Here is a 25,878-nt window from a genome sequence, read left to right as displayed (position 1 = left end):
CTCCCTCAGTGTTTCACGTGAAACATCTCTACTCGATACACCAGTCGATCTCTTCCATATCCTGTTCACGAAGAAACCCGTTCGTTTTTGAATACGGTCTGCTTCCAAAGAAGCCGCGGTGGGCCGATAATGGGCTTGGATGTGGAGCCGTGACAATGTAGTGCCTGGATGAATCAATCAACCCCTGCTTCGCTTGCGCTGGCTTCCCCCATAGCAAAAACACCACCGGCTTCTCCCTCTCACTCAATAAGGAAATGACTCGATCAGTGAACCGTTCCCACCCCTTCCCTCTATGGGAGTGAGCCTTGCCGTCCCCGACGGTCAGAACTGTATTTAATAAGAGGACGCCCTGTTCGGCCCATTTTACCAGTGAGCCATGTGCAGGAATCGGACATCCAAGGTCATCCTGAAGCTCTTTGTACATATTTCGCAGGGAGGGAGGGATTTTCACCCCTTTTTTTACAGAAAAGCTCAACCCCTCTGCCTGATTTGCTCCATGATACGGATCCTGCCCCAGCAAGACAACCTTTACGTCTTCATATGCTGTATAGTGAAAAGCGTTGAAAATATCGTGCATCGGTGGATGAGTGAGGGTCGTTTGATACTCCCCTTTCAGCCATTCCCGTAAATCCCGGTAGTACTCCTTCTGAAGTTCATCTTCCAGAACGTGTGCCCAATCATTTTGAAAAATTGCCGACACCAGCAGACACCCTTTCTAGTTTTGAAATTCAATCGTCACATCGTACCCTAATTGCTCAAAGAAACCCTTCAATGACTTTTTAGCATTTTTTTCAGCAGCTTGAAGGATCCCCTGTTCGATCGCTTCCTGACTGATTTGATCCTTCGCCACTTCCGCAAGGGCAAACCCTTCATTCCAATCCACATCATTCCGGAAGATCCCTTCTACGGAGAATGTTTTGATATTGTCCGTATCGATCGAAGGTTCCTGAAGGATTTCAGCACGGGGCAGTGTTAATTGAATTTCTTTCTTCTCTTCATCCACTACTATATCCTTCTCATCAATTCCTTGTAAATCGACCCCTGCTAGAACAGTCCCGGGCACGACCATCAGAAGCTTCCGTTTCGTACCGGGGAGGTCCGCATTGATTTCTTTCCCGAATAATTGATTATCCTCCTGCTCGATCACGGCTTTCACAAACCCTTGAGCCGTAGCCAGTGAACTCATCTCTTGAATCCGTTCCACAAATGAACCCTTTTCTTCTGTAAATGTAGAGCCCGATAACCAGGAGTTGACCCCTATCGCTGCTGCTCCCACCACTAGCAGGAACAACACCAGAAAGAGTACGACTCTCCTTTTCCAAAATGTCATGAGTGTGCTGGTCAACCCCCGACGCCTGCTGCTTCTATTTTCAATGGCCAAAGAGGCACCTGTTTGTCTTTCAGTCGTCTTCAAATCTGCCAGAATCGCTTCCATTTCTTGTATTTTCTTGTATTGACTTGTCAAATCCTTCACCTTCCTCTCTTCTATTATAGGAAATAATGTAGAATCTTGGAAACAATTATTCTATTTCTATATTTTGGTAAGTTTGAATTTACTACTACCGGGAAAAGAAGGGACAAGACATAAAAACACGGAGGTAATGATCATGTACAAGGTTCAAACAGTTGAAAATGCAGTAGAAGCTAAAAAGGAAATTGACATGTTCACAAGTGAAGGGTATACGAAAGATGACATTTACGTATTCGCCCATGATAAGCATCGCTCTAAACACATCACCGAGGCAACAAATACGGAATCAACGGGGATAAAAGAGCAGGGAATCCTTGAATCCATGGGGAATATGTTCAACAGCCGCGGAGATGAACTGCGTTCGAAAATGAAGTCCGTAGGGATGAATCAGGCAGAAGCCGATGCCTATGAGGAAGAACTTGATAAAGGCAAGCTTGTCATCGTGGCTTCCAAGGAAGCAACGGATAATAATGCGAAACCTTTCTAAGTTGCTCTAACCGCTACCGTAAAGACGTCGATTGGATTTTCATCCGGCGTCTTTTTTGTCGTCATCTATAGTTAAAAGAATTTGTATTTAACCGTCCGATATTATATTCTTTAGTCAGACTTTTACAATGAAACGAAATCACAGGAGGAATGCAGCCATGAAAAAAACACTCACGATCGCCGGATCCGACACAAGCGGAGGCGCCGGGATCCAAGCCGACCTAAAAACATTCCAGGAGCACGGTGTATATGGCATGACGGCCCTCACGACTGTCGTGACCATGGATCCTGACAACCATTGGCACCATAACGTTCACCCACTGTCCATCGATACTCTGGAGGCACAATTGGAAACGGTGATGTCTGTCGGAATCGATGCCATGAAAACAGGAATGCTCGGCACAGTCGAGATCATCGAGCTTGCAGCGAAAAAAATCGATGCATTCGGTTTAAATAAAGTCGTCATCGATCCAGTCATGGTATGTAAAGGGGAAGATGAAGTCCTTCACCCTGAAACAACCGACGCTATGAGAGAACATCTATTGCAGCGCGCGACTGTCGTGACCCCGAACCTGTTCGAAGCGGGTCAGCTTGCAGGGACAGGTCCGATTAAAACCATCGATGAAATGAAGGAAGCAGCCAGGAAGATTCACGATCTTGGCGCGAAAAACGTTGTCATCAAAGGCGGAAAGCAATTAAAACACGATAAAGCACTGGATCTATTCTATGACGGAAATGAATTTACCATCTTTGAAGAAGAGAAAGTGGAAACGACGTATAACCACGGAGCTGGATGCACGTTCGCAGCAGCCATCACGGCAAACCTTGCCAATGGTCAAGACGTGAAAGAAGCGGTCCAAAATGCCAAATCCTTCGTCACTGCAGCCATCAAACACGGCTTCAAACTGAACGAATACGTGGGACCCGTCATGCACGGAGCCTACAACCGTTTCAATAAATAATTCCCTTCCGGCCAGATGCCAGGCACGAATCTACCCATTCGTGCCTGGCACCTTTTTTTAGAGGGACGGACCTCCACTGTCGCAAATCCCCCCCTTCCTCCTCAATCATACTTTTCGCATTCATTCATGAATTTTAGTAAGATAGTACATAATGGTTAAGAGTCTTTTCTGTATTTAAGGAGGAAAAAGAATGGAACCAATCAAGATTGCCGATGTGCAGGGAATCATCACCCAGCTTGCCCGTCAGGACGTTTATATACATTTAGAAACCACCAATGGAGCCTACGCTTCGCACTTCAATGAAGGCTTTTTCTCTGCGGGAGCCTATATACGCAACGCAAAAGTGAACTATGAGCACGGAAAAATCATCGGGGACGGACCTTACCGTGTCGGCCTAAAAATCGAACTCGGCTGGATCTATGCCGAGGGCCTGACTCATTATGAATTCGATGAACAGGGCCGCCTGCTGCTTGCAGGACATGGCGGGGACGGGAAACTCGCCGTTGCCCTTGAAATCAGTCCAACCCCTTTCAATTAAACTACAGGAACCTATAAATAAAGGAGAGGTCACAATGGAAAAAGAAAGACAGGTACTGGTCATCTTCCCTCATCCGGATGATGAAGCATTTGGTGTATCAGGGACCATTTCCACCCACGTGAACAATGGAACACCCGTCACCTATGCATGCCTCACATTAGGGGAAATGGGAAGGAACTTAGGGAACCCGCCATTTGCGACCCGGGAATCCCTTCCTTTAATCAGGAAAAAAGAGCTGCAAAAAGCCGCCGATGTGATGGGGATACAGGATCTTCGCATGATGGGCTACCGGGATAAGACCCTTGAATTTGAAAATGATGAAAAGCTTTCAAACATGGTGACGGAGCTGATCGAAGAATTAAACCCGTCCCTCATCATCACGTTCTACCCGGACTACTCCGTCCACCCGGATCATGAAGCAACTGCAAGAGCCGTGGTCCGTGCCGTCAGACGCCTTCCGAAAGCGTCAAGGCCGAAGCTTCACTGCCTGGCGTTCTCTAAGAATTGTGAAGAAGAATTAGGCAAACCCGATATCTTTGTTGATATTACACCGGTCAAAGATCAAAAAATAGGTGCCATGAAGGCCCACATCTCCCAAACGGCCTGGATGCTGAAGGATCTTGAAAAAGGGATTCAGCAGAATGACCCTGAATCACTGAAGTGGGTCACCGTTGAACGATTCTGGAGCTATCAATGGGAAAATGACAACGTAAAATAATGAGGTAGAGCCCGGGCTGTTGCTCAGGCTCTTTTTTTATAGTGGCTCTTCTACATATAAATGGGAAGAATATAATAATGAGTGATTACTCACTTTACAAAATAACACTCATACTTTATATTATAAGTGAGTAATCACTCACTACTTTTTTTGAAAGGTGTGATTCACATGGATCCCATTATCCAATTACGTGACTTGTCAAAATCATTCGGCTCACAGAACGTATTACAAACCATCAATCTCAACATTCCCAAGGGCCAAATCTATGGATTATTGGGCCCGTCAGGTTCAGGGAAAACAACGATCATCAAGCTCATGATCGGACTTGAAACGCCCTCATCCGGAACGGTGACCTTCAAAGGGAACAAGCTGAAGGCAGGCGACCTGTACCCGACCATCGGATATATGGCTCAATCCGATGCCCTGTACGATGAACTGACGGCTAAAGAAAACCTATCCTTCATGGCATCCCTGTATGGATTAAAGAAAAACGAACGAAAAGCGCAAATCGAAAAAGTGATGAACACCGTTGATCTTCTGGAACACCTGAACAAACCGGTTCATCAGTATTCAGGCGGGATGAAACGAAGACTTTCCCTTGCCATCGCCCTCCTTCATGACCCTGAAGTCCTTTTTCTTGATGAACCGACCGTCGGGATCGATCCCGTCCTGCGAAAAGAAATCTGGGATAGCTTTCACCGGCTGAAAGAAGAGGGCAGGACGCTGATCATTACGACGCACGTCATGGATGAAGCAGAAAGATGTGATGTACTCGGTCTCCTGCAGCACGGAGAAATCATTTCAAGCGACACGCCTGCGGGGATTAAAGAAACGTACGGGGTCACTTCAATTGAAGAGGTCTTTTTGAAAAATGGAGGTGTTTCCGTTGAGAATTAGAGGGTTTGTCATCCGTATCCTTCAGCAGCTCCTCCGGGATAAACGCACATTGGCCCTGATGTTCCTGGCACCGCTCCTGATCCTCAGCATGCTCTCCCTTGTTTTCAACTCTGAGGATTATGATGCAAAGGTCGCCATTGTGGATCTGCCGCAACAGCTGGAAGCGAAGGTTGATAAAGAGGATTTTCAAGTCTATCCGAATCCCGATGAAGCATTGCAGGACATTAAAAGCGGAAAATTGGATGGCTATATTTCATTCGAAGACCCCACTTCACCATCCATTGTGATCGAAGGCAGTGATCCCACTGTCAATGGGGCCGTCATGAAAAAGATCCAGACCTTGTTCCCATCCCCTTCACAAAACATGACCGATGAAGTGAAGTATGTGCACGGAAGTAAGGACATGGAGATGTTTGACTCCTTTGGACCGGTCCTCCTTGGATTCTTTGTATTCTTCTTCGTCTTTTTAATCAGTGGCGTGTCTTTTTTAAGAGAGAGAACAACAGGGACTCTTGAGCGGTTGCTTGCTTCCCCGATTAAAATCTGGGAAATGGTCATCAGTTACGTCATCGGATTCGGAATCGTGACGCTCCTTCAGGCTTCCTTGATTTCATGGTACTCGATCTACGTTCTGGATATGATGATGAAAGGCAGCTTTTTCAACGTATTGATCATCATCGTTTCCTTATCGTTCACTGCTCTTACTCTCGGAATATTGCTGTCTGCTTTTGCTAAAAATGAATTACAGATGATGCAGTTCATTCCGATCGTTGTGGTTCCTCAGATCTTCTTCTCGGGATTATTTAATTTGGATACCATTTCCGAGTGGCTGAGCTGGATCGGGCCCATCACCCCGCTTTACTATGCAGCGGACGCCTTAAGGGACGTCATGATACGCGGCTATGCATTCGGAGATCTGCTCTTTAATCTATCCGTGCTGATCGGTTTTTCTCTACTCTTTATCGTCCTTAATGTTGCAGCCCTCCGAAAATACCGTAAAATATAGGGTAGGAATGAACGACAAGTTAGGGGTTTAATCATGTCTGAAGAAAAAAATATATTTAAACAGCTGTTCGATGAAGAAGAATCACTGACAGAAAAACAACAGAAAATCGTGGAGGCCGCCATCGAAATGTTCGCCGAAAAAGGCTACGCCTCCACTTCCACCAGTCAAATCGCCAAAAAGGCAGGCGTCGCAGAAGGAACCATCTTCCGGCATTACAAAACAAAGAAGGACCTGCTTCTTTCGATTGTATCCCCTACGATGGCCAAGCTGATCGCTCCCTTTGTAATCCGGGATCTCAATAAAGTACTTGATGCCAAGTATGACCGGTACGAAGATTTCCTGAAAGCGATGATTTTGAATCGCCAGGAGTTCCTGAAAGAGAATATGACTGCTTTTAAAATATTGATACAGGAAATCCCTTTTCACCCTGAGCTGAAAGAACAGTTCAGGGAGCATATCGCTGAAAAGGTATTCGAGAAATTCGTCCGCCTCGTTGATCATTATAAAGAGAAGGGACAGATTATCGACCTGCCATCACACGCTGTCGTGCGATTTTCAGCTACAAGCATCTTCGGTTTGCTCATCGTTCGGTACCTTTTCCTTCCTGAAGCCGATTGGAATGATGAAAAGGAGATCGAAATGACCGTGCAGATGATTGTAAACGGGATTGGGAAGAGATAAAACGTGAAGAAAGGACTCCAAATCGGGGTCCTTTTTCATTTACAGGTGGAGTCCCGGAGCTATTATTTCCAAATACGTGATTTTATTATCAAAAATGCTGCCTTCCGTTTCCCACCACCCCCCATCGGGTAAAACCTACTATACATCATAAGGAGGTAAAAAAATGAGTTTCCTTTTCCATGAAAGCACGTTGAAAGATCAGCATATCCTCATTACCGGTGCCACTGGCGGTATCGGATATGAAACGGCAAAAGTGGCCGTTCAAGCGGGTGCCAGGGTGACGATTACAGGCAGGAATGAAGAAAAGCTGAATGAGCTGAAGGCAGACTGTAAGGATCCAGACAGTGTCTTTCTCTATAAAGCGGACCTGACGAGTCCTGAAGACCGAGAAAAGCTTCTATCGGCGGCAAGGGAGCAGCACGGTCCCATCACAGGCCTTGTGAATTCGGCCGGGATTGGCGGGGGTGATCTGGTGGAGAAACTGACTGAAGACGATCTGAGAAAAATCATGGAACTGAACTACTTCTCACTGGTTCAGCTCTCGCAAGACGTGTATAACCAAATGAAGGGATTGAAAGGGGGAGCGATCGTCAATATCTCTTCCCTTTCCGGACTGAGAGGCACCCACGGAAACAGTGCGTACAGTGCGTCCAAGTTTGCCGTGACCGGGTTCACACAGGCCTTTGCTCATGAAGCGATTGAGCACCATGTCAGAGTGAACGCCATTTGCCCCGGATATGTCGATACAGAGATGGGTCGAAACGCCATAAAATCTAAAGGGGAACGGGAAGGCAGAAGCTATGAGGAACAACTGGAGATTGCGAAGGGCAGCATTCCTTCAGGAAGGTTAACCTCCCCTGTTGAAGTCGCGAATACTATCGTCTATCTTTTAAGTGATGCTGCGGAAAACATTGTCGGGGAATCAGTCAAAATTTCAGGGGGCAGCGTCATGCGCTGATCTCATGAAGAAACGGGCAAGGGTTATTCACCCTTGCCCCGGCTTCTAGCTGCCCTCCTGGATTTTCTTTTTAATCTCATCAATATATTTTTTCTTTTCTTTCTCATTCTTCAGCTGGTCACTGTTTTTATCCTGGAGGTATTTCTGAAGAGCCTTTTCAATCTCTTCATGTGTAGCGTCTTCCGCTATGACCCCGGTCTTCTTTAACATCTCTATGATCTTCTCATCGTTGGCCAGAACATCCATCTTGTTCGCAGGCTGGTCCGTTTCGGCAGCGGGGACATCAGAATTGACTTCAGTAGAATCCTGATCCTTCTTCCCATCGTCTGCAGCACATCCACCCAACAACAAACCTACCAAAAGAAAGGCGAACATCCATTTACCACTCATCCCATCACTTCCCTTTCATAGAGAATGAACCTTGTATACTATATTACATAAACTACCCTCATTCCCCTTTATAAAATCCCCCCCTCTAATAAGTGGATAATAAGGGAAAATTAGTGCATTCATCACTTACTTGATTCTGTAATGTATGGTTTAATAGATAGTACTATGGATCGATTAAAGTGTAGAAGGTTGTGGAAATGGGTCCCTTCCGCTTCTTTATAGAGTAAAAGCAGAGAGATGTTATCTCCTCTTTTTTTTACTTCAAAATCGAACATACGTTCTATTGGTGGTGAAAAAAATGGATCCATTAGTAAGTGAATTTTATCGTCATTATCCTCATCTCAAATACAATAAAGCCGTTGAATCCTTTATCAGTCAAACGGAGAACCGAAAGTTAGTCGAAGATTTTTTACGTCACCCCAGCACAAGTAAGGAAGATCATTTAAACGAAGCGTTTAAAGCCTATTATTTTGATATCCGATTTACCTCTTACGTCAGTTCATCCCTTTATTTTCACAGTGTGAACTTTGACAAACATATAAGAAAATATAACGAACGGCATCCTCTTACCCTGGATGACCAGGTGGGTGAAGATGGCGGATCATACGTCGACCTTGTTCCGGATCCAGCCTCTGATATATCGCCTTTCACCCATTATTCGACTTTAATGGAATGCCTGGAGAACGAGGAACTCCTGCAGGCTTATAAAACGTTGACCGACAAACAGAAGCATATCCTGGATTTAGCCTATGTGCAGGAACGATCTGATACGGAGATTGCTAGGATGCAGGGCGTATCCCAACAGACAATCTCGAAAACCCATCGAAAAGCGTTACGCAAATTAAAATTCATTTTAGAAAAAGGAGAATCATAAACTATGGGAATTTTATACGATCTTGTCAAAGAAGCGAAGGAGAACACGGAATATGAAACGAATGTCATCCGGAAGTTCGAACCGAAAATCAGGAAATCACTGTACCTGACCCGACTCGAAAACAGGGACGACCTCGAGCAGGAGTTAAAAATCAAATTGATCCGGTATGTCAGGAACTATTCATTGGAAAATGTCCCGGGATTATTTGACGGAAAGCAGCAGTAAAATATTCCATTTATTTCAAGCGTATAGGACAATCTTGAATCCGGGAAGCCTTAGAATAAGGAGGCGATGTATCCAATGAATACATTCGAAGTATTATCTCTGATGCTCAGTTTTGGGATGTTCGTGATTGCGATTCTGAAAGCCAATGATGAAAATAAACATTCATGAACACGCTTTAGAGCGTGTTTTTTTTTGCAAAAAAACCTCCCCAAAACCAAGGGAGTTTTCCGCCACTCTATTCTTCATTCATCACTGACTTCAGGTCCACTTCATACAACTTATCGTCATTCTCACGGGGGATTCCGCGTCCATCCGTGTTGTTGGAGACAAAATAAAGGGTGTTCCCTTGCACCAACACATCCCTGACACGTCCGAATCCAGTGAGAAGATCGGTCACTTCCCCCGTTTCCGTATCAAATCGCTTTACGCTTTGACCAGCGAGGGAAGCAAATACAAGATCCTCTTTCCAGAAGTCCGCTCCAGAAGGGGCCCATGAAGGTTCTCCGGAGTTTGCCAAAGGAGAAATCAGGGACTCTTCCTTTTCATCTCCTGTGATCTTTGGCCAGCCGTAGTTGTTTCCGGCTTTGATCAAGTTGATTTCATCATAGCCATTCGGGCCATGTTCCGTTTCATAAAGCTCGCCATCCCCATTCCAGGCAAGGCCTTGAGGATTCCGGTGGCCGTAGCTGTAAACAGGTGAATCTTTAAAAGGATTATCGGACGGGATCCCACCATCCAAATCCATGCGAAGGATTTTCCCACCAAGGAAAGAGAGATCCTGGGCATGATCCTGCATGGTGGCATCCCCGGTGGTAATGTAGAGCTTGCGATCAGGACCGATTTCAAGCCTGCCACCTTGATGAAATTGACCGCTTGGAATCCGGTCCAACAGGACTTTTTCCTCGGTCCATTCGTTTGCAGTCCTCTTCAGGGCTACGACCCGGTTGTAATGGTCCCCGGAATCATCGTACGTATAATAGGCAAATGCCTGTTGGTTGGTCTTGAAATCGGGATGAAGCACAAACCCTAACAGTCCCGCTTCAGGTCGATCCGATAGTGGCTTTGAAAGCCTGGTCTTGACCACAGATTTTTTCCCATCCTTTATTTCAACGATGTCTCCTGTTCGCTGTGTAAGGTAGAACACATCCCCTATCTTCTGGATGGACCAGGGAATGGAGAGATCCTGCGCCACCACCTTACTCTCAACACTCGGCCTCGTGACGGATTCACTCTCTTCCTGTTGCACATCTGGCTGTCCGAACGAGCACGCATTGAGTAGTAAGCTTGTACTCATGACCAGCACACCCATTTTGATTTTCATCCTACCAGCTCCCCTTATTCACTCTTTTTTAACCAGTATGGACAACAGAAGGAGTTCTCATTACTTTGCCGGTTGTTGGATCACTTCCTGGATCGCTTTAGCCACACCATCTTCTTTATTCGTTGCCGTGATGAATGGACAAAAGTCCTTGATCTGCTCCAGAGCATTTCCCATGGCGACAGGTCTACCGACTACTTTCATCATGGACAGGTCGTTTAGATTATCCCCCATGGCCATGGCATTTTCAGGTGAAAGTCCTTTGTCCTTCAGGAGTTTCTCAAGAGCGACGCCTTTTTGTGCCTCAAGGCTGTTCACTTCAATATTTTCTTTACCCGATGAACTGATGGCGATGCCTGATAGTTCATTTAACTTCTCGTTCGCTTCCTGTAGCTGCTTCTCATCAAAGGAGAAAACAAGGAATTTGTAAACTAGCTGGCTGTCATCCTCGAACAGGACACCGTAATCTTCCACCAGCTTGATATGTCCTTTTTCAAATCGTTCCCTGGCAGATTGTCTCACTTGTTCTTCAGACACGCCGGGATTGGCCGTTGTGAAAATGTTGACGATCAACTCGACTCCCATTTCATAGTTTTCCGTATACGTACCCGCGTCTGTGTAGATTTCAAAATAAATCCCTGTTTCATTTAAGACAGCAGCAATCTCTCTTGCACGTGCTGATTCAATCCCCGCCTGATAGATGATGTCACCTTGTTTATTCCGTACTTCTGCTCCATTGGCACAGACGATGTCGCACGAGATGCCTGCTTCCTGTATGACATAGCGGGCTTCCTCATATGATCTGCCTGTGGCAACCACCACTTCGATCCCCTGCTCCTGTGCGTCCAGGATAGCCTGCTTATTCGCTTCACTGATTTCCTGATTTTCATTTAATAACGTTCCGTCCATATCTGTAGCAATGAATGTAATCATTTGTAAACACCTTCCTGTTGTTGAGTATACTTAATTTAGTCATTGTATCATGAATCTTTTATGGTTTTATACTGAACACCCTCCTGATATGAATACCCTGGGAGAATTAGGGTATGAGAAATAAAGAGTACACTCGTCTATTACGTCAGGAGGATTATTCATGGGTAACCGTACATATTTGAACAAAGTGTTTTGGATTTCAGCTATTATTGTGTCCATCTTAGTTGTTTTTGGCGCTTCTTTTCCGAAACTTTTTGCACAAGGAGCGAATGCTGCATTTGGTTTCACCACTTATTCGTTTGGATGGTTTTATCTTGCCGCCGTGTTTTTCTTTGTGCTATTTCTACTGTTTCTTATGGGGAGTAAATACGGGAAAATACGTCTGGGAAAGGATGACGAACGGCCACAGTATCCATTCTTCACCTGGATCGGGATGTTATTTTCCGCCGGGTTCGGGATCGGACTTGTATTCTGGGGGATTGCAGAACCGATGAGTCATTTCTTTGAAACTCCCATCCCGGGTGTGGAAGCACAGACGGAAGAAGCCGCCCGCCTTGCAATGGGGTATGCCTTTTTCCACTGGGGAGTCAGTCAATGGTCGGTCTTCACGATTGTCGGGTTGATCATTGCCTACTTTCAATTCAGAAAAGGAGACAATGGACTCGTTTCCACCTCTCTCACTCCCATGATCGGTCAACGTAAAGGTTCACAAGCTATTAAAAATACGATTGATATACTCGCGGTCATTGCAACCGTCATGGGTGTCGCTACTTCACTCGGCCTCGGGATCCTGCAGATCAACGGAGGATTGAGTTCCGTCTTTGGTATAGGAAGTGGCACCTTGACTCAATTGGTGATCGTATTGATCCTGCTCATCCTTTACTTAACTTCCTCCACAACAGGACTTGATAAAGGCATTAAATGGCTCAGTAATCTCAATTTATCCTTGGCCCTTATTCTGATGATCTTTGTGTTTATCGTCGGTCCGACAGTTTTCATCTTAAACACATTCACACTTGGAATCGGTGATTACATTTCGAATTTCATCCGTTACAGCCTTCGTCTCACACCTTATCAGGGAGGGACCTGGGTACAGGACTGGACGATTTTCTACTGGGCATGGGCCATCGCCTGGTCTCCATTTGTTGGTGCTTTTATCGCACGGGTATCACGGGGGAGGACAATCAGGGAATTTATTGTAGGTGTACTGGTCGTTCCACCGCTCATTGCCCTCCTGTGGATCGCCGTCTTTGGGGGAACCGCCCTTCACTTGGATTTATTCAGCGGTACCTCGATTGCGGAAGGGGTCAATAAAGATGTGACGAGTGCCTTATTTTCAACATATGGTGAACTTCCCTTTACCATGGTCCTGTCTGTCCTTTCGATTCTGTTGATCTTTACCTTTCTCATTACGTCGGCTGACTCAGCGACATACATTTTAAGCAGCATGACGACAGAGGGGAGCTTGAACCCCCCAATGATCGTGAAGGTCGTTTGGGGAGTATTGATTGCCGCCATTGCAGCTGTGTTGCTCGTATCCAGTGGTCTTGAAGGATTACAGACTGCTTCTCTCGTCTCTGCACTGCCATTCACAGTAATCCTGATCTTGATGTGTGTAACGTTATTCCGGCTTCTTCGGAAAGAAAAAAGTAAAGCCCGTCAGGTAAAAAAATAACCCAAAGGCGCCTGCACTCTTAGAAGAGTGCAGGCGCTTTTAAGTAATTTCACATAAAATGAAAGGGTTTTCATTCATCACTATAGAAGAATAGTATGGAGGTATATTTTATAAGGGGGATAAAGATGAAAGGACTTATTTCATTATCTAACAAAATCATGCAGCGTTATTTGCCGGATCCATTTTTATTCGTGGTCATTTTAACGTTGGTCGTGTTCGGTCTTGGGCTCATTTTCACTGAAAGTTCGAGTCTTGAGATGGTTCAGTATTGGGGGGACGGATTCTGGAGCCTGCTTGCCTTCTCCATGCAGATGGTACTGGTCCTTGTGACAGGGTACGTTCTTGCCAGCAGTCCAATATTTAAACGGTTCCTTGGGTTTCTTGCTTCGTTTGCAAAATCCCCTGGTTCTGCCATTGTCATCGTGACCGTGGTTTCCATGATTGCAAGCTGGATTAACTGGGGATTCGGACTTGTCATCGGGGCATTATTTGCAAAAGAACTGGCCAAACGGGTGAAGGGCGTCGATTACCGCTTGCTCATTGCCAGTGCCTACTCAGGCTTTGTCGTCTGGCATGCAGGGTTCTCCGGGTCGATTCCGCTTTCGATTGCGACTGACGGTCATCCGTTCCAGGATTTGATCGGGGTCATCTCGACCAATGAAACCATCTTTGCCACGTCCACACTCATCATCGTGGCGGCACTATTCATCGTCCTACCCATCACCAACAGGATGTTAATGCCATCGAAAGAAGAGACGATAACGGTTGACCCCGAGCTCTTCAATGAGACGGCTGCCACCCTTGAAAAAGAAGCGATGACTCCTGCCGATAAGCTTGAAAACAGTATGATCTTATCGATTATTGTGGCGGTCCTCGGAATTGTGTTCCTGTTCTCATACTTTGTTAAAAACGGTTTCGCACTAAATTTAGATATCGTAAACTTTTTGTTCCTCTTTCTCGGCATCCTCTTTCATGGGACGCCGAAGCGCTTCCTTGCCGCAGTACAGGAGGCCATTAAAGGAGCAAGCGGGATTGTCATCCAGTTCCCTTTCTATGCGGGGATCATGGGGATGATGACGGCATCCGGACTCGCTGTCGTCATGAGTGAAGCTTTCGTATCCATTTCCAATGATGTGACGTTTTATTTCTTTGCCTTCCTGAGCGCGGGGATTGTCAACTTCTTCGTTCCATCCGGTGGCGGACAGTGGGCCGTTCAGGCTCCGATCATGCTCGATGCCGCTCAAACCCTCGATGCATCGGTCGCCAAAACTGCCATGGCCGTTGCATGGGGTGATGCATGGACCAATTTGATCCAGCCATTCTGGGCTTTACCGGCTCTAGCCATCGCGGGACTGAAGGCAAAGGATATTATGGGTTATTGTGTGATCATCCTTGTCATCAGTGGCGTGGTTATTTCACTGGGGTTACTATTTTTATAATGGAATAACGAAAAGCGCCATTCTACCGGATGGCGCTTTTTACTTGGACCCATAAAAAGGCCGGCATCCAAGAGACCGGCCGGTATGTATAGAACTCATTATCTTTTATATTCATTTACCTTCTATCGTACACACTTTCCCTTCTCTCCATCTCCCCTTCTAGCATCTCAATAAAATCTTCTTCCAATCCTTCTTTCTGCGCCAATTGATAGACATTTGCCAACTGTTCTTCTGTAAGTTTTGTTAAAGACGTCATCAATTACACTCCTGACTATCTAAGGTATGAATTCTTTATACCCACTTAAATAGAGGATAAACCTTCTATTTTCAAAATATAAAATCTTTTATTAGTTCGAAACTCACCTGCATCACAGTTATTATTGAAATTTTTAAAAATTTTAGTAAAATAGAAGATGTACATAAAGATAGCGCTTTCTTTTTTGTAGCATGATATTTAATGATTGATTATGTTTGACCTATCCATCCTACGGGAAAACCATCTGAGGAATACATACGTCTCCTTCCCGGAACTTTCTGTGGACAAATTTATATGTATGCATTAGAATGAATAATGTTTCATTTTTCCGTTACTACTACTTCTGAGGTGAATTTATGAATCAGCAACATCGTTTTACACTAACAGGTCATTTACGATTTATCATCCCTTCCTTATTGGGAGTTTTCTTATTTATGATACCCATTCCGGGGAAAGACGGGATTACGATTCCGATCGCGGTCTTATCCGGACTTCTGCAGGATTGGATCGGCAGCTATGTACCGGCCATTATGACAGGCTTGATTATCCTGACGGTCATCGGCACGCTCATCACAAAGATCGCACACCCGGATTTCATTGAGAAATCGCCGTTCTTTACAAGTCTATTCGATGTCAGGCCTGTATGGGCCGTTGTCAGAGTAGTCGGCGCCATCTTTGCCGTCATGACTCTATTCAAACTGGGACCTGAATGGGTCTGGTCTGATGCAACAGGGGGACTTCTATTAAATGCGGACGGACTTCTCACCATTCTTTTTTCTGTGTTTCTTTTTGCAGGGCTTTTCCTGCCCCTATTATTAAATTTCGGACTACTGGAATTATTCGGGGCACTCTTAACGAAAATCATGCGTCCTGTATTCGGCCTTCCGGGTCGTTCTTCCATTGACTGCTTAGCGTCATGGCTGGGGGACGGTACGATCGGCGTATTATTGACAAGTAAGCAATATGAAGATGGTTATTATACGAAGAAGGAAGCAGCGGTCATTGGGACAACCTTCTCAGTCGTTTCCATCACCTTCTGCCTTGTCGTCATTTCACAGGTGAACCTTGGGGAATACTTCATTCCGTTTTACCTGACCGTATCTGCATCCGGACTCCTTGCAGCGATTATCCTGCCGAGGATCCCGCCTTTATCCCGAAAGCCTGACACGTATTTCAATGGTCAGGAAGGAAAGAACACGATGGAAGAGATTCCTGAAGGATACAGCCGTGTCGGTTATGGCTACGAGCAGGCCCTTGTACAGGCGAAAAACAACAACAGTGCATCGAAGTTCTTCACAGATGGAATGAAAAATGTGTTGGATATGTGGATGGGTGTAGCTCCCATCGTCATGGCAATCGGGACAACGGCCCTGATTGTTGCCGAGAATACGAAGTTCTTCGAATACATCGGTATGCCGCTTATTCCGATCCTGGAGCTTCTGCAAATCCCGGAGGCAACGGAAGCATCACGCTCCATCCTTGTCGGGTTTGCTGATATGTTCCTGCCGGCCATCTTTGGATCCGGAATTGAAAGTGAGCTGACCCGCTTTGTCATCGCCTGCTTATCTGTTACACAATTGATCTACATGTCCGAGGTTGGAGGATTGCTGTTAGGGTCCAAGATCCCTGTTGATTTCAAGGACTTGGTCATCATCTTCCTGCAGCGTACATTCTTGACGTTACTAGTGATTGTAGCGATTGCTCATATGATCTTTTAAAAATAGGAAACCCCAGGTTCGGATTCGAACCTGGGGTTTTTGATTGATAGGAACAAGGGTTAACTATTTTGAACCACCGGAAAGGTCACTTCCACTTTCGTTCCTTTGTTCACTTCCGACTCAATATGGAGAGATCCTTTATGGTCTTCGATGATCTTTTGACTGATCGTAAGACCGAGTCCCATGCCCTTTTCCTTCAGTGTGAAGAACGGCTCTCCCAGTCGTTTCAAACGGTCGGGAGGGATACCAGTCCCCTCATCCTCGATGATGATATGAATGGACTCATTCCTTATTTTCCAATCAACATCGATTTCCCCTTCATCCATGGACTCAATGGCGTTTTTAATGATGTTGATAAACACCTGGATGCATTGATTCTTATCCCCAAACACATGAATCGGGGAGGATGGAAGTTGGATATTCAACGTGATTCCTTTCAGAAGGGCTTCATGTCCCATGACCTTGACTACATACCTCAGGACGTCACTCATATCAAATGACTGGTATTCCCTCATTTGAGGCTTGGATAAAATGAGGAGCTCGCCGACGATTTGATTGATCCTGTCCATTTCAGAAGACATGACTTTAAGGTAGTGGCCGGATACATGCTCGTTTTCTTCCAAAAGCTGAATGAAGCCTTTGATACTTGTGAGGGGATTCCTGATTTCATGTGCGATCCCCGCTGCAAGCTCTCCCACAACGGAAAGTTTTTCTTTCCGTAACAGCATTTCTTCGGCGATCTTCTGCTGGGAAATATCCCTGCCGATGATGACCAGACCCTTTCTTTCATGGTTCGAATGGAATAGTGGGACTTTAATGACATCAAAGGTTTTGAACTCTCCGTTCGGAAGATAAAATCCTTCTTCGCATCGTGTGACTTGTTCAGCTTTCCATGACTCTTCATCGGAATCGATGCAATAGTCAAAGGCGTCTTTAAAGAATGGGACCAGTTTCCCGAGCTCCCTGTCCGTCTTGCCGACATAATCAATGCCCTCAAGATTGTACAGCCTGCGACCAAATTGATTGACCTTCAACCAGCGACCTTCTCCATCCTTAAAGCAAACAAAGTCCGGGAGAGAATGGAGGAGGGTGGATAGCTGATTTTCTTCTTCTAAAAGCTTTTGGTGCCGCCTCATGAAACGGTTTCCCCTTTTTAACAGGATGAGGAGGACCGCGACCATGGTGCACATGAGAAGAAGTGAAGCAATGACGTCCCATGGGGAACCAAGGATGAGTATGGCGATGACCTGTAATATGGAAAGAGCCATGAGTATGAAGATTAACTTATGGAATGTCGGTTCCTTGCTATTCATTTTCTTTGCCATCTAAGTCACCAGCCTCACTCTTACTTTGTTTTTTATTAGGGGTTTTCGACTTATATAGTTCATATGTACCACCAAGCGATTTATTAGAAACCTTTCATTATCACCGTTTTTAACTGTTTCTGTTAGATTTCTTTTTCTGTTAATTGAAGTATATCATGTCCCTCTCTAGAAATGTCATTTTTTGTCGCTTTATATATTTTAATGAACGCAAAAAAATCCCCCTGACCTGCAGAGGGATCCTTCCACTTATTTCGTTTTCAATTTATCCAGCATATCCGATGTCATCTTGGCTAAATCGTACTCCGCTTTAAAGCCCCATTCGTTCATGGCTGCACTGGAATCGATGGCGTTTGGCCAGCTCTCGGCGATGCTCTGGCGAACGGGATCGACGTTATAATCCAGTTTGAAATCAGGCTGGTGAACACGGATCGCTCCGGCAATGTCTTCAGGCGCCACGCTCATGGCTGACACGTTGAAGGAATTTCGATGCTCTAGCTTTGAACCGTCCGCTTCCATCAGGTCGATAATTGCGTTAAGGGCGTCGGGCATATACATCATATCCATGTAAGTACCCTCACCAATGTAGGAAGTATACTCATTATTCTTGATTGCCTCGTAGTAGATTTCTACCGCATAGTCTGTCGTCCCACCGCCTGGCAGGGTTTCATATGAGATCAGTCCAGGGAAACGCAACCCTCTCGTATCCACTCCGAATTTCGTGAAGTAGTAGTCTGAAAGAAGCTCGCCTGATACTTTGTTCACCCCGTACATGGTCGTAGGGCGCATGATCGTATCCTGTGGTGTTGAATCCTTCGGTGTGGATGGGCCGAATGCTCCGATGGAACTTGGTGTGAAGAATTGGCATCCTAATTCTCTTGATGTCTCAAGGGCATTCACAAGCCCTCCCATGTTCAGGTTCCATGCAAGCAGCGGTTTCGCTTCTGCCGTCGCGGATAACAGAGCGGCCAGGTGAATGACCGTATCCACATTATGTGTTTTGGCAATATCAAACATTTTATCGCCATTGGTAACGTCAAGTTGTTCAAACGGTCCATTTTTCACAACCGGACTGTCCGTTTCGCGGATATCCGTTGCGATGACTTTATCCGAACCATATACTTCGCGCATTTTATTGGTGAGCTCGGATCCGATCTGTCCAAGGGCACCCGTTACTAAAATCTTTTTCATCGTCTTTCCTCCTGCATTTACCTTTGGTGATATCGTAAAAAAAACAAGGCTGACAAAGGGCCAGTCCCTATAATGATGATTAAATGATTCCCATCTCTTTACCGACTTTTTCATACGCGGCAATGGCCTGATCAAGCATTTCCTTCGTATGTGCAGCGGAAGGCATGTTTCTGACACGGCCTGTTCCCCTTGGTACAGTTGGGAACACGATGGATTTTGCGTAAACCCCTTCTTCATACAGACGCTTACTGAAGTTCTGCGTTGCCTGTTCCTCACCGATGATGACAGGTGTGATAGGTGTCTCACTGTTTCCGATATCGAATCCAAGCTTTGTCAGCTCTTCCTTCAAATAACGGCTGTTTTCCCACATATTATCCTGAAGTTCTGTCGAATTCATGATAAGATCTAGTGCTTCCGTACAAGCCGTCACATCTGCAGGTGTCAGGGATGTGGAGAATAGGAATGGACGGGAACGGACCTTCAACCAATCGATCAGGTTTTGCGTTCCGGCCACATATCCGCCGACTACACCGATCGCTTTCGATAACGTACCCATTTGGAAGTCGACTTTATCAGACAAACCAAAGTGCTTGACCGTACCGGCACCTTTACCAAGGACACCGGAACCATGGGCATCATCTACGTACGTCATGATATCAAATTCTTCGGCAATCTCTACAATTTCAGGAAGCTTACATACATCCCCGTCCATGGAGAATACTCCGTCTGTAATGATCATGAGTTTGTTGTATTGACCGGAATTCTTAGCTTCTTTCGCTTTTGCACGAAGGTCTTCCATGTCTGAGTGGCCAAAACGGATGATCTTGGCTTTTGATAGACGGCATCCGTCAATGATGGAAGCATGGTTCAGTTCATCTGAAAGGATGGCATCATTCTTATCCATCACGGCTGAGATGGCTGCCATATTACAGTTGAATCCTGATTGATACGCGATCGCTGCCTCTGTACCTTTGAATTTCGCAAGCTTTTCCTCTAGCTTCACATGAAGGTCAAGCGTACCGTTGATCGTACGGACTGCTCCTGCTCCCACACCATATTCTTTCACCGCTTCAATCGCTACCTTTTTCAGGCGTTCATCTGTAGCGAGTCCAAGATAGTTATTAGAAGATAGGTTCACAAGCTTTTTCCCGTTAATGGTGATCACCGGCCCATTCGCTCCTTGCAATGGATCGATTTCATTATACAAACCGCGTGATTTTAAATCTTCAAGGTTCTCTTGTAGAAAGTGATCTAATGTCTTGCTTGTCATATACTCGTCCTCCTGTTATGTAAGCGTTTTAAAACAAATGTCCACTCCAAAAATACAGTATTTATCCGTTGGTTCTTTGTGTTTTCTAAGTATTGTTCTATTTTTTAGTTTAACATGTTTTTTTCTGATGGACAAAAATTATCTGCAGATTTCGGCTTAAAGTTAGTGTTCCCTTAATGGTTGAAGTTAGTTGATTTATTTTGCGGGAAAATAAAAGATGAACAAAAACCGTCACTTCCGTTCATCCAAGTTTGTTATTTAACTATCTTGCCATTTACCCGGTGTTGGAGTATGGCTTCATGCATTCTTCTTAGGGCAAGGTCGACCCGTTCTTTGGGGCAGGCGATGTTCATCCGGACGAAGGATTGGCCGCTTTCTCCGAATTTGAAGCCTTCGTCGAATTTGACCCGGGCTTTTTCCAAGAAGAATCTGCAAAGCTCTTCCCCTTGCATGTCGAGACCTGAGCAGTCGATCCAGATCAAATGGGTGGCCTGTGGCTGGATGGCCCGGAGTTCCGGCAGATGCTGACCCAGATAGTTCTCTACATACTGTTTATTCTCTTCCAATACCATCAGAAGCTCATTCAGCCACGGTTCCCCTTCCTCATAAGCCGCGATCGTGCCCTCGATCCCGAACACATTCGGGCGCATCAGTCCAAAACCGGTGAGCTTGTCCTGATACTTTTTCCTTTCCACTTCATTCGGAATTAGGAGGATGGAGGTTTGCAGCCCCGCTATGTTAAACGTTTTACTTGGAGCGGCACACACTATGCTTCTCTCGAGCAGTCTCTCATCCACTTTAAAGAGAGGAATATGTTCATATCCTTCGTACACTAAGTCTCCGTGCATTTCGTCAGAGATGATCCATAAATCATGGCGTTTGGCGATATCACCGATTTTCGTTAGTTCCTCATCCGTCCACACCCGCCCCACAGGGTTATGCGGGCTGCAGAGGATAAGGATCTTTGTGCTTGACCGGCTCGCTTTCGCTTCCAGATCGTCGAAATCGATGGAATACACGCCATCTTTATAGAGTAACGTATTCTTCACCACCGAACAGCCGTGATTCTCAATCGTGCTATAGAAAGGATAATAAACCGGATCCTGAATGATGACCCCGTCTCCAGGCTCAGTCAGCACGGACAGCAGTACATTGATTCCGGGAATGATCCCGGGACTGAAGCTGATCCATTCTTTCTTAATATCCATCTGGAAACGTCTTTTCCACCATGCCATAATGGACTCAAAGTAACGATCGCTAAACGTCGTATAGCCATAAATGCCGTGCCGGGCCTTCTTGTTCAGTGCTTCCACAATAGCAGAAGAAACCTGAAAGTCCATATCTGCTATACACATAGGGATCACATCCCCATTTGGAAACGACCATTTAACGGAGTGAGTATTCGTTCTCTCGATGCAATCATTCCAATTCATATCCCAATGCCCCTCTCGAATCTATCTTTCTTTACTTTATACCAGATTGGGGCCCGGGTGAATACAAACAAATAGGAATTTTCCCTTATATCCTTTCATGACCCCTTGCTACTTTACCGTTTTCTCCACCTTAGCTTTTCGATTCACATGCTTCAATCCTTCTCGTATGCTGAGTGGAGCCAGCTCCTCTGAAGCGATGAAACGTTTCACCGATTCGGGATTGGTTTTTGAATACTCCCTCATGGCCCAGCCGATGGCCTTCTGGATAAAAAATTCCTTGGATTGATGGTGCATTTTGATATATCTGAATAGGCGAGCCTCATCGGTTTTTTCTTTATATTTCAATTGATGGAGTATGGCGATGCGGTTCAACCACATATTATCTGAGTGAACCCATTTCTCTAAGTATGTGTCATCTTCTTCTTTTTGATAGATTTTCCCTACATGATTAGGAGCGATATGATCAATCGTATCCCACCAGGATTTCGTTATGATCATGTCTTCCAAAAGGGGAAGATGCTCTTTTGTTAAGTATCTTGATTGTTTATCGATCAAGCCGAGAGCGGCGTATTGACATTCCCGCTGAGACCGGGACCAGAGAGAACGGACAATATCAGGCAGTTCTTCAATGGGTGGTTTACCGTTCTCCTTCAGAAAATCACGGAGCAAGAGAGTGCGTTCCGGACTTCTGATGCCAAAGAACTCAAATTGATTCCTCATATAAGCTTCCATGGCTTCCCGATTTTCACTGTTTTGATGATCGTTCAATAGGGCAATCAGTTTATCAGCATACTCATGACTCATGGTACGTCTCCTCCTTTTGACTCCGTTCCTCACATTCAAAACAATAGCACTTTCCGTCCCCGATTTGAACACCGTTAAAGAAACCGTCCAAACAATAGAGGGGCTTTTGACAGAGATAACAATAGTCTACAAGCTCTTTCATACTCCCACCCATTCCTTCTCATATAATAGATCCCGCTTACCTGAACTCTATTCATACTTCTGGATGATCGATTGAAAAACCTTTTAGAATGTAAAAAAAGACAACCCTTAGCTTGCTAAAGGATTGTCTCGTTTTGTCATCTGTCTTGCAATGAGAGAGTGAAGCAGCTTTTTGCTTTGAGGCAATGAAAACCCTACGATGGAACCGAGTCCCAATGCGATGATCACGGTACCGATCCCGACAGGACCACCCAATAACCACCCGAAGAAGAACACGATGATTTCCATTCCATTCCGAACCCATTGAACTTTCCAACCGGTTTTCTCAACGACCAGCAGCATGAGACTATCCCGCGGCCCCGCTCCGAGGTCCGCTGATACGTACAGACCGATTCCATACCCGATCACCACGATCCCAATGGCAAACACGATGGTTTGAGCCACGAGCGAATGAGGATCAGGCAGTATAAAATTGAATACATCTATGAAAATACCAATTAACAGCATATTGATAAAAGCACCGGATTTAGGAAATGACCTGGTCCCAACACCCGTCACAAACAGGATGATGAAGCCCACAATGATGGACCACGTCCCGATCGTCAGACCCAGTTGCTTGAATAACCCATAATGGAATACATCCCAAGGTCCGATTCCAAGGTCTTTCCCCTTGATCGTCAAGCTGATGCCAAACGACAGCACGAGCAGTCCCACAAAGAAAAACGACCAGCGTAAACTCTTTTCTTTATTCATGAAAATCCCTTCCTACACCATAGTTAGTTCATTTATTACCCGGATAACTGTATCACAGAAAGCCGGACAAAAAAATTTCATAAAGCCTATGGGTTTGGTGGGGATAAACCGCCCTCTACTCTTCAATCAACTCAATGATTTCACCATCGGGCCCAAAGAAAAAAGCCACTCTCCATCCATTTTCAAGAAGAAGGGGGCCTTCGACAGGCATTAACCCCTTTTCCTTTACGAATCCAACTTCCTTTTCAAGGTCGTTTGCTTCCAATGCTATATGAAGGAATGCACAAGTTGAGCCCTCACCTTCTCCAGATTCCTCTATGAGCTCCAACCGGCAATCCCCCTTTTTCAAAAACAGGATGTTCTCACATCCCCACTCAAAAATCATTTCTTCTTCAAACCCAAAGTGGAATTGGTAAAATTCCTTCGACCTCTCCAGGCTCTTTACATTCATCCCTATATGATGAAGTCTCATATCCATTCTCCTTACAAAATGATATTCATATCCCCGAATTCATGCCATTTATAGTTTTTTGCCAGGGCCGTTTGGTAGGCATGCCGCAATTTGTCCTCTGACATGAACGCCTTTAAGAGATTCAAATGACTCGCTTCCGGTTCGTGAAGCCCCGTAATGAGGCCGTCTACGATTTGGAGGGGTGTATCGCCGGATATATACAGATTTGTGACACCTTCAGCAGGCCGCAGCTGCCCATACTGAGTCATGACCGTCTCAAGTGCCCGCACCACCGTCGTCCCTACTGCGATGACCCTCTTCCCCCGATCCTTTGCGTGGAGGATCTCTTCCACCGCTCCTGAACTCACCTGATAGTCTTCAGGATGGTGCTCTGGCATCGGCCAGCGATCATTTCCATAGTAACTCAAGCCTGCGTGGAGCTGGATGAACGGAATGCCGACTCCTTTCTCCTTTAAGGATTGTAACAGCCGCCATGTAAAAGCCCTTCCGGCAGAAGCCATTTCAACGGACCCCGGCACCGATCCATAGACATTCTGGTAATAATCCAGGGGCCAGGGCTCCTGGATGTATTCATAACGGATGGGCTCACCGAATTTGAAAATGAAATCCATCAGTTCACTCCCACCCTTGTTGAACTCCACCTGTACAAGCGGGCTTTCACTTCCTTGACCCTTTATGCATCCTGAAACTCCTCCTGGGAAATCAATCGGTTCCCCCGCTTGATGGAAGTCTCCAAGGATGAGGGCATCCCATGTGTTTCCGCCTCTTTTTCGGGAAAGGCGAACGAGGACATTCCGGTTTCCCTGTTTCCCTTTGAGTGAAGCGGGAAGGGTTCTGCTGTTATTAAAAACAAGCACATCCCCCTCATTTAAATAGTCAGGCAGGCTTTTAAATACAGTATGCTCACACTTGCCGTTCTCACGGTTCAGCACCATCAGCTTCACGTCATCCCTCTCAAACCCCTGAAGTTCGATGGGTGTCGTCGCGTTCAAACGAGGGGGGATGTGAAAGGAACGTTCATTCATGCCTCCTCCCTCGCTTCCACTTGAAACTCCTGTGCTTCAAATCTCTTACCGTTTTCCTTTTTCGAAGCATCAGATGCGAGGTAAAGAAAGATATCAAGGTGATCGTGTGGATTGGCAAGGGGATAATCACATTGGGGTACAGCCTTGTCGTGCATTTCCGTGTCCATCTCACCCGGATCCACCATGTTCACCCGCACCCCTGTCCCATCCAGCTCGTCAGCCCACGTCTGAGTCATTCCTTCCACCGCGAATTTTGAAATACCATACGCCCCCCATTCCCCGAAACCTGTTTGGCCCGCTTCTGAAGTTAAATTAATGACGGACCCCGCCCCCTTGCTGATCATACCGGGAAGAACCCGTTTGGTTACTAAGAATGGGTTTAACGTATTGATCCTGAGCACCTCCATAAACTCTTCCTCTGGATAATCTGCCAACAGGCGTGGTCCCGGTCCAAACACAGAAGCATTATTTATCAGAACGTCCACGCTTCCCCACACTTCTTCCGTTACCGACACGAAGCGATCCACATCCCGTGCATTTGAAACATCTGCCTCACAAGCCACCACTTCAGCTCCCATTGCCCTCAGTTTTTCCTCAACTTCCTTTAGTGGACCGGCGTTTCTTGCACAGATGGCCACCTTGGCTCCCTGTTCAGCAAACTTCATGGCCAATGCCTTCCCCAGTCCTTTTGAAGCACCCGTTATCATGACGACTTTATGTTCAAACATATTCATACCCCTTTCATTTCTCTTGTTACTCACAGTGTATGAAATTTTTAAAGGGAAAAAATCGTCTATACGAAGTTGAACATTATAGAAAATTAGAAGTAGCACACTCTCAGTCTTTTGATGTATTTTGATAAAAACACGAACATTAATACTGGAAATATAATTTATATTCGTGTTACAATGGGTTTGAAGAT

Annotated in this window: 29 protein-coding genes; 14 read left to right on the top strand and 15 right to left on the bottom strand. The window is 45.6% G+C overall.

Going from position 1 to position 25,878, the window contains the following annotated elements; genetic code table 11:
- Nucleotides 1-28 precede the first annotated feature (28 nt).
- Nucleotides 29-700, bottom strand: coding sequence for a uracil-DNA glycosylase (locus ATG71_RS04980; RefSeq protein WP_098438678.1), 672 nt, complete (start codon nucleotides 698-700; stop codon nucleotides 29-31).
- 15 nt (nucleotides 701-715) lie between these two features.
- Complete coding sequence (locus ATG71_RS04975) at nucleotides 716-1,474, bottom strand: DUF4230 domain-containing protein (protein ID WP_286162911.1); 759 nt, start codon at nucleotides 1,472-1,474, stop codon at nucleotides 716-718.
- Nucleotides 1,475-1,607: 133 nt separating this feature from the next.
- Between ATG71_RS04975 and ATG71_RS04970 the strand changes: the two genes are divergently transcribed.
- From ATG71_RS04970 to ATG71_RS04935, 8 genes are all read left to right on the top strand, one after another.
- Nucleotides 1,608-1,958: a YflT domain-containing protein gene (locus ATG71_RS04970; RefSeq protein ID WP_098438677.1), complete on the top strand. Its 351-nt coding sequence runs from the start codon at nucleotides 1,608-1,610 to the stop codon at nucleotides 1,956-1,958.
- 157 nt (nucleotides 1,959-2,115) lie between these two features.
- Nucleotides 2,116-2,919 carry a pyridoxine/pyridoxal/pyridoxamine kinase gene (pdxK, locus tag ATG71_RS04965; RefSeq protein WP_098438676.1) on the top strand — a complete coding sequence of 268 codons (804 nt, stop codon included), beginning with the start codon at nucleotides 2,116-2,118 and terminating at the stop codon, nucleotides 2,917-2,919.
- Nucleotides 2,920-3,109: 190 nt separating this feature from the next.
- Nucleotides 3,110-3,457: a YojF family protein gene (locus tag ATG71_RS04960; protein ID WP_034765008.1), complete on the top strand. Its 348-nt coding sequence runs from the start codon at nucleotides 3,110-3,112 to the stop codon at nucleotides 3,455-3,457.
- A gap of 34 nt (nucleotides 3,458-3,491) precedes the next feature.
- The gene (bshB2, locus tag ATG71_RS04955) at nucleotides 3,492-4,175 is read left to right on the top strand and encodes a bacillithiol biosynthesis deacetylase BshB2 (protein ID WP_098438675.1); all 684 of its coding nucleotides are present in this window, start codon (nucleotides 3,492-3,494) and stop codon (nucleotides 4,173-4,175) included.
- 168 nt (nucleotides 4,176-4,343) lie between these two features.
- Nucleotides 4,344-5,072 (top strand): ABC transporter ATP-binding protein, encoded by a 729-nt coding sequence (locus ATG71_RS04950; protein WP_098438674.1) that lies wholly within the window; start codon nucleotides 4,344-4,346, stop codon nucleotides 5,070-5,072.
- A complete protein-coding gene (locus ATG71_RS04945) occupies nucleotides 5,062-6,078 on the top strand; it encodes an ABC transporter permease (RefSeq protein ID WP_098438673.1) in 1,017 nt (338 codons plus the stop codon). The genes ATG71_RS04950 and ATG71_RS04945 overlap by 11 nt, the downstream gene beginning before the upstream one ends.
- A 33-nt stretch (nucleotides 6,079-6,111) precedes the next feature.
- Nucleotides 6,112-6,759: a TetR/AcrR family transcriptional regulator gene (locus tag ATG71_RS04940; RefSeq protein WP_098438672.1), complete on the top strand. Its 648-nt coding sequence runs from the start codon at nucleotides 6,112-6,114 to the stop codon at nucleotides 6,757-6,759.
- A gap of 163 nt (nucleotides 6,760-6,922) precedes the next feature.
- Nucleotides 6,923-7,717, top strand: a complete 795-nt coding sequence (locus tag ATG71_RS04935) for an SDR family NAD(P)-dependent oxidoreductase (RefSeq protein ID WP_098438671.1) — start codon at nucleotides 6,923-6,925, stop codon at nucleotides 7,715-7,717.
- Between the two features lie 45 nt (nucleotides 7,718-7,762).
- Here the strand turns inward: ATG71_RS04935 and ATG71_RS04930 are convergent, their stop codons facing one another.
- A complete protein-coding gene (locus tag ATG71_RS04930) occupies nucleotides 7,763-8,107 on the bottom strand; it encodes a hypothetical protein (protein WP_098438670.1) in 345 nt (114 codons plus the stop codon).
- Between the two features lie 298 nt (nucleotides 8,108-8,405).
- On the opposite strand from ATG71_RS04930, the gene ATG71_RS04925 reads away from it, so the two are divergent.
- The 3 genes from ATG71_RS04925 (at nucleotide 8,406) to ATG71_RS23635 (ending at nucleotide 9,374) form a co-directional block, all read left to right on the top strand.
- Nucleotides 8,406-8,981 (top strand): sigma-70 family RNA polymerase sigma factor, encoded by a 576-nt coding sequence (locus ATG71_RS04925; RefSeq protein WP_098438669.1) that lies wholly within the window; start codon nucleotides 8,406-8,408, stop codon nucleotides 8,979-8,981.
- Nucleotides 8,982-8,984: 3 nt separating this feature from the next.
- Nucleotides 8,985-9,206 carry a hypothetical protein gene (locus ATG71_RS04920; protein ID WP_098438668.1) on the top strand — a complete coding sequence of 74 codons (222 nt, stop codon included), beginning with the start codon at nucleotides 8,985-8,987 and terminating at the stop codon, nucleotides 9,204-9,206.
- Between the two features lie 75 nt (nucleotides 9,207-9,281).
- Nucleotides 9,282-9,374: a putative holin-like toxin gene (locus ATG71_RS23635; protein ID WP_219169586.1), complete on the top strand. Its 93-nt coding sequence runs from the start codon at nucleotides 9,282-9,284 to the stop codon at nucleotides 9,372-9,374.
- A 67-nt stretch (nucleotides 9,375-9,441) separates the two neighbouring features.
- On the opposite strand, the gene ATG71_RS04915 is transcribed toward ATG71_RS23635, so the two are convergent.
- Together ATG71_RS04915 and ATG71_RS04910 are read right to left on the bottom strand one after the other, a co-directional pair.
- Entirely contained in the window at nucleotides 9,442-10,527 is a 1,086-nt protein-coding gene (locus ATG71_RS04915) for a PQQ-dependent sugar dehydrogenase (protein ID WP_098438667.1), read from the bottom strand.
- 60 nt (nucleotides 10,528-10,587) lie between these two features.
- A complete protein-coding gene (locus ATG71_RS04910) occupies nucleotides 10,588-11,457 on the bottom strand; it encodes a Cof-type HAD-IIB family hydrolase (protein ID WP_098438666.1) in 870 nt (289 codons plus the stop codon).
- 160 nt (nucleotides 11,458-11,617) lie between these two features.
- On the opposite strand from ATG71_RS04910, the gene ATG71_RS04905 reads away from it, so the two are divergent.
- Together ATG71_RS04905 and ATG71_RS04900 are read left to right on the top strand one after the other, a co-directional pair.
- Nucleotides 11,618-13,132: a BCCT family transporter gene (locus tag ATG71_RS04905; protein ID WP_098438665.1), complete on the top strand. Its 1,515-nt coding sequence runs from the start codon at nucleotides 11,618-11,620 to the stop codon at nucleotides 13,130-13,132.
- Between the two features lie 125 nt (nucleotides 13,133-13,257).
- Entirely contained in the window at nucleotides 13,258-14,571 is a 1,314-nt protein-coding gene (locus ATG71_RS04900) for a short-chain fatty acid transporter (protein ID WP_098438664.1), read from the top strand.
- A gap of 115 nt (nucleotides 14,572-14,686) precedes the next feature.
- On the opposite strand, the gene sda is transcribed toward ATG71_RS04900, so the two are convergent.
- A complete protein-coding gene (gene sda, locus ATG71_RS04895) occupies nucleotides 14,687-14,827 on the bottom strand; it encodes a sporulation histidine kinase inhibitor Sda (protein WP_098438663.1) in 141 nt (46 codons plus the stop codon).
- 356 nt (nucleotides 14,828-15,183) lie between these two features.
- On the opposite strand from sda, the gene ATG71_RS04890 reads away from it, so the two are divergent.
- On the top strand, nucleotides 15,184-16,545 hold the full coding sequence (locus tag ATG71_RS04890; RefSeq protein ID WP_098438662.1) for a YjiH family protein: 1,362 nt from the start codon (nucleotides 15,184-15,186) through the stop codon (nucleotides 16,543-16,545).
- Between the two features lie 59 nt (nucleotides 16,546-16,604).
- Here the strand turns inward: ATG71_RS04890 and ATG71_RS04885 are convergent, their stop codons facing one another.
- The 9 genes from ATG71_RS04885 to ATG71_RS04845 all read right to left on the bottom strand — a co-directional run bounded on the left by ATG71_RS04885 (nucleotide 16,605) and on the right by ATG71_RS04845 (nucleotide 25,684).
- The gene (locus ATG71_RS04885; RefSeq protein WP_286162910.1) at nucleotides 16,605-17,870 is read right to left on the bottom strand and encodes an ATP-binding protein; all 1,266 of its coding nucleotides are present in this window, start codon (nucleotides 17,868-17,870) and stop codon (nucleotides 16,605-16,607) included.
- Between the two features lie 246 nt (nucleotides 17,871-18,116).
- Nucleotides 18,117-19,058: an L-threonine 3-dehydrogenase gene (locus ATG71_RS04880; protein WP_098438661.1), complete on the bottom strand. Its 942-nt coding sequence runs from the start codon at nucleotides 19,056-19,058 to the stop codon at nucleotides 18,117-18,119.
- 79 nt (nucleotides 19,059-19,137) lie between these two features.
- Entirely contained in the window at nucleotides 19,138-20,328 is a 1,191-nt protein-coding gene (locus ATG71_RS04875) for a glycine C-acetyltransferase (RefSeq protein WP_098438660.1), read from the bottom strand.
- 254 nt (nucleotides 20,329-20,582) lie between these two features.
- Nucleotides 20,583-21,761, bottom strand: coding sequence for a MalY/PatB family protein (locus ATG71_RS04870; RefSeq protein WP_098438659.1), 1,179 nt, complete (start codon nucleotides 21,759-21,761; stop codon nucleotides 20,583-20,585).
- 108 nt (nucleotides 21,762-21,869) lie between these two features.
- A complete protein-coding gene (locus ATG71_RS04865; protein WP_098438658.1) occupies nucleotides 21,870-22,565 on the bottom strand; it encodes a DNA alkylation repair protein in 696 nt (231 codons plus the stop codon).
- A gap of 249 nt (nucleotides 22,566-22,814) precedes the next feature.
- Nucleotides 22,815-23,459 (bottom strand): YczE/YyaS/YitT family protein, encoded by a 645-nt coding sequence (locus ATG71_RS04860; protein WP_098438657.1) that lies wholly within the window; start codon nucleotides 23,457-23,459, stop codon nucleotides 22,815-22,817.
- A gap of 115 nt (nucleotides 23,460-23,574) precedes the next feature.
- Nucleotides 23,575-23,931, bottom strand: a complete 357-nt coding sequence (locus tag ATG71_RS04855) for a VOC family protein (protein WP_179886456.1) — start codon at nucleotides 23,929-23,931, stop codon at nucleotides 23,575-23,577.
- A gap of 11 nt (nucleotides 23,932-23,942) precedes the next feature.
- Nucleotides 23,943-24,956 carry an S-adenosylmethionine:tRNA ribosyltransferase-isomerase gene (locus ATG71_RS04850; RefSeq protein WP_098438655.1) on the bottom strand — a complete coding sequence of 338 codons (1,014 nt, stop codon included), beginning with the start codon at nucleotides 24,954-24,956 and terminating at the stop codon, nucleotides 23,943-23,945.
- Nucleotides 24,953-25,684 carry an SDR family NAD(P)-dependent oxidoreductase gene (locus ATG71_RS04845; RefSeq protein WP_098438654.1) on the bottom strand — a complete coding sequence of 244 codons (732 nt, stop codon included), beginning with the start codon at nucleotides 25,682-25,684 and terminating at the stop codon, nucleotides 24,953-24,955. The genes ATG71_RS04850 and ATG71_RS04845 overlap by 4 nt, the downstream gene beginning before the upstream one ends.
- Nucleotides 25,685-25,878 lie beyond the last annotated feature (194 nt).

Source organism: Bacillus sp. es.034 (assembly GCF_002563655.1).
GTDB lineage: Bacteria > Bacillota > Bacilli > Bacillales > Bacillaceae_B > Rossellomorea.
The sequence above is the reverse complement of the archived record's forward strand: the minus strand, read 5'-3'. Positions and strand labels throughout refer to the sequence as shown.

What these genes read in the sequence shown, in the direction of transcription:
- ATG71_RS04950 (WP_098438674.1), top strand. Translation starts at nt 4,344, where the DNA reads ATGGATCCCATTATCCAATTACGTGACTTGTCAAAATCATTCGGCTCA.
- ATG71_RS04915 (WP_098438667.1), bottom strand. Translation starts at nt 10,527, where the DNA reads ATGAAAATCAAAATGGGTGTGCTGGTCATGAGTACAAGCTTACTACTC.
- bshB2 (WP_098438675.1), top strand. Translation starts at nt 3,492, where the DNA reads ATGGAAAAAGAAAGACAGGTACTGGTCATCTTCCCTCATCCGGATGAT.
- ATG71_RS04970 (WP_098438677.1), top strand. Translation starts at nt 1,608, where the DNA reads ATGTACAAGGTTCAAACAGTTGAAAATGCAGTAGAAGCTAAAAAGGAA.
- pdxK (WP_098438676.1), top strand. Translation starts at nt 2,116, where the DNA reads ATGAAAAAAACACTCACGATCGCCGGATCCGACACAAGCGGAGGCGCC.
- ATG71_RS04910 (WP_098438666.1), bottom strand. Translation starts at nt 11,457, where the DNA reads ATGATTACATTCATTGCTACAGATATGGACGGAACGTTATTAAATGAA.
- ATG71_RS04930 (WP_098438670.1), bottom strand. Translation starts at nt 8,107, where the DNA reads ATGAGTGGTAAATGGATGTTCGCCTTTCTTTTGGTAGGTTTGTTGTTG.
- ATG71_RS04860 (WP_098438657.1), bottom strand. Translation starts at nt 23,459, where the DNA reads ATGAATAAAGAAAAGAGTTTACGCTGGTCGTTTTTCTTTGTGGGACTG.
- ATG71_RS04880 (WP_098438661.1), bottom strand. Translation starts at nt 19,058, where the DNA reads ATGAAAAAGATTTTAGTAACGGGTGCCCTTGGACAGATCGGATCCGAG.
- ATG71_RS04850 (WP_098438655.1), bottom strand. Translation starts at nt 24,956, where the DNA reads ATGAATGAACGTTCCTTTCACATCCCCCCTCGTTTGAACGCGACGACA.
- ATG71_RS04890 (WP_098438662.1), top strand. Translation starts at nt 15,184, where the DNA reads ATGAATCAGCAACATCGTTTTACACTAACAGGTCATTTACGATTTATC.
- ATG71_RS04940 (WP_098438672.1), top strand. Translation starts at nt 6,112, where the DNA reads ATGTCTGAAGAAAAAAATATATTTAAACAGCTGTTCGATGAAGAAGAA.
- ATG71_RS04875 (WP_098438660.1), bottom strand. Translation starts at nt 20,328, where the DNA reads ATGACAAGCAAGACATTAGATCACTTTCTACAAGAGAACCTTGAAGAT.
- ATG71_RS04925 (WP_098438669.1), top strand. Translation starts at nt 8,406, where the DNA reads ATGGATCCATTAGTAAGTGAATTTTATCGTCATTATCCTCATCTCAAA.
- ATG71_RS04885 (WP_286162910.1), bottom strand. Translation starts at nt 17,870, where the DNA reads ATGGCAAAGAAAATGAATAGCAAGGAACCGACATTCCATAAGTTAATC.
- ATG71_RS04845 (WP_098438654.1), bottom strand. Translation starts at nt 25,684, where the DNA reads ATGTTTGAACATAAAGTCGTCATGATAACGGGTGCTTCAAAAGGACTG.
- ATG71_RS04935 (WP_098438671.1), top strand. Translation starts at nt 6,923, where the DNA reads ATGAGTTTCCTTTTCCATGAAAGCACGTTGAAAGATCAGCATATCCTC.
- ATG71_RS04960 (WP_034765008.1), top strand. Translation starts at nt 3,110, where the DNA reads ATGGAACCAATCAAGATTGCCGATGTGCAGGGAATCATCACCCAGCTT.
- ATG71_RS23635 (WP_219169586.1), top strand. Translation starts at nt 9,282, where the DNA reads ATGAATACATTCGAAGTATTATCTCTGATGCTCAGTTTTGGGATGTTC.
- ATG71_RS04870 (WP_098438659.1), bottom strand. Translation starts at nt 21,761, where the DNA reads ATGAATTGGAATGATTGCATCGAGAGAACGAATACTCACTCCGTTAAA.
- sda (WP_098438663.1), bottom strand. Translation starts at nt 14,827, where the DNA reads ATGACGTCTTTAACAAAACTTACAGAAGAACAGTTGGCAAATGTCTAT.
- ATG71_RS04855 (WP_179886456.1), bottom strand. Translation starts at nt 23,931, where the DNA reads ATGAGACTTCATCATATAGGGATGAATGTAAAGAGCCTGGAGAGGTCG.
- ATG71_RS04865 (WP_098438658.1), bottom strand. Translation starts at nt 22,565, where the DNA reads ATGAGTCATGAGTATGCTGATAAACTGATTGCCCTATTGAACGATCAT.
- ATG71_RS04905 (WP_098438665.1), top strand. Translation starts at nt 11,618, where the DNA reads ATGGGTAACCGTACATATTTGAACAAAGTGTTTTGGATTTCAGCTATT.
- ATG71_RS04920 (WP_098438668.1), top strand. Translation starts at nt 8,985, where the DNA reads ATGGGAATTTTATACGATCTTGTCAAAGAAGCGAAGGAGAACACGGAA.
- ATG71_RS04900 (WP_098438664.1), top strand. Translation starts at nt 13,258, where the DNA reads ATGAAAGGACTTATTTCATTATCTAACAAAATCATGCAGCGTTATTTG.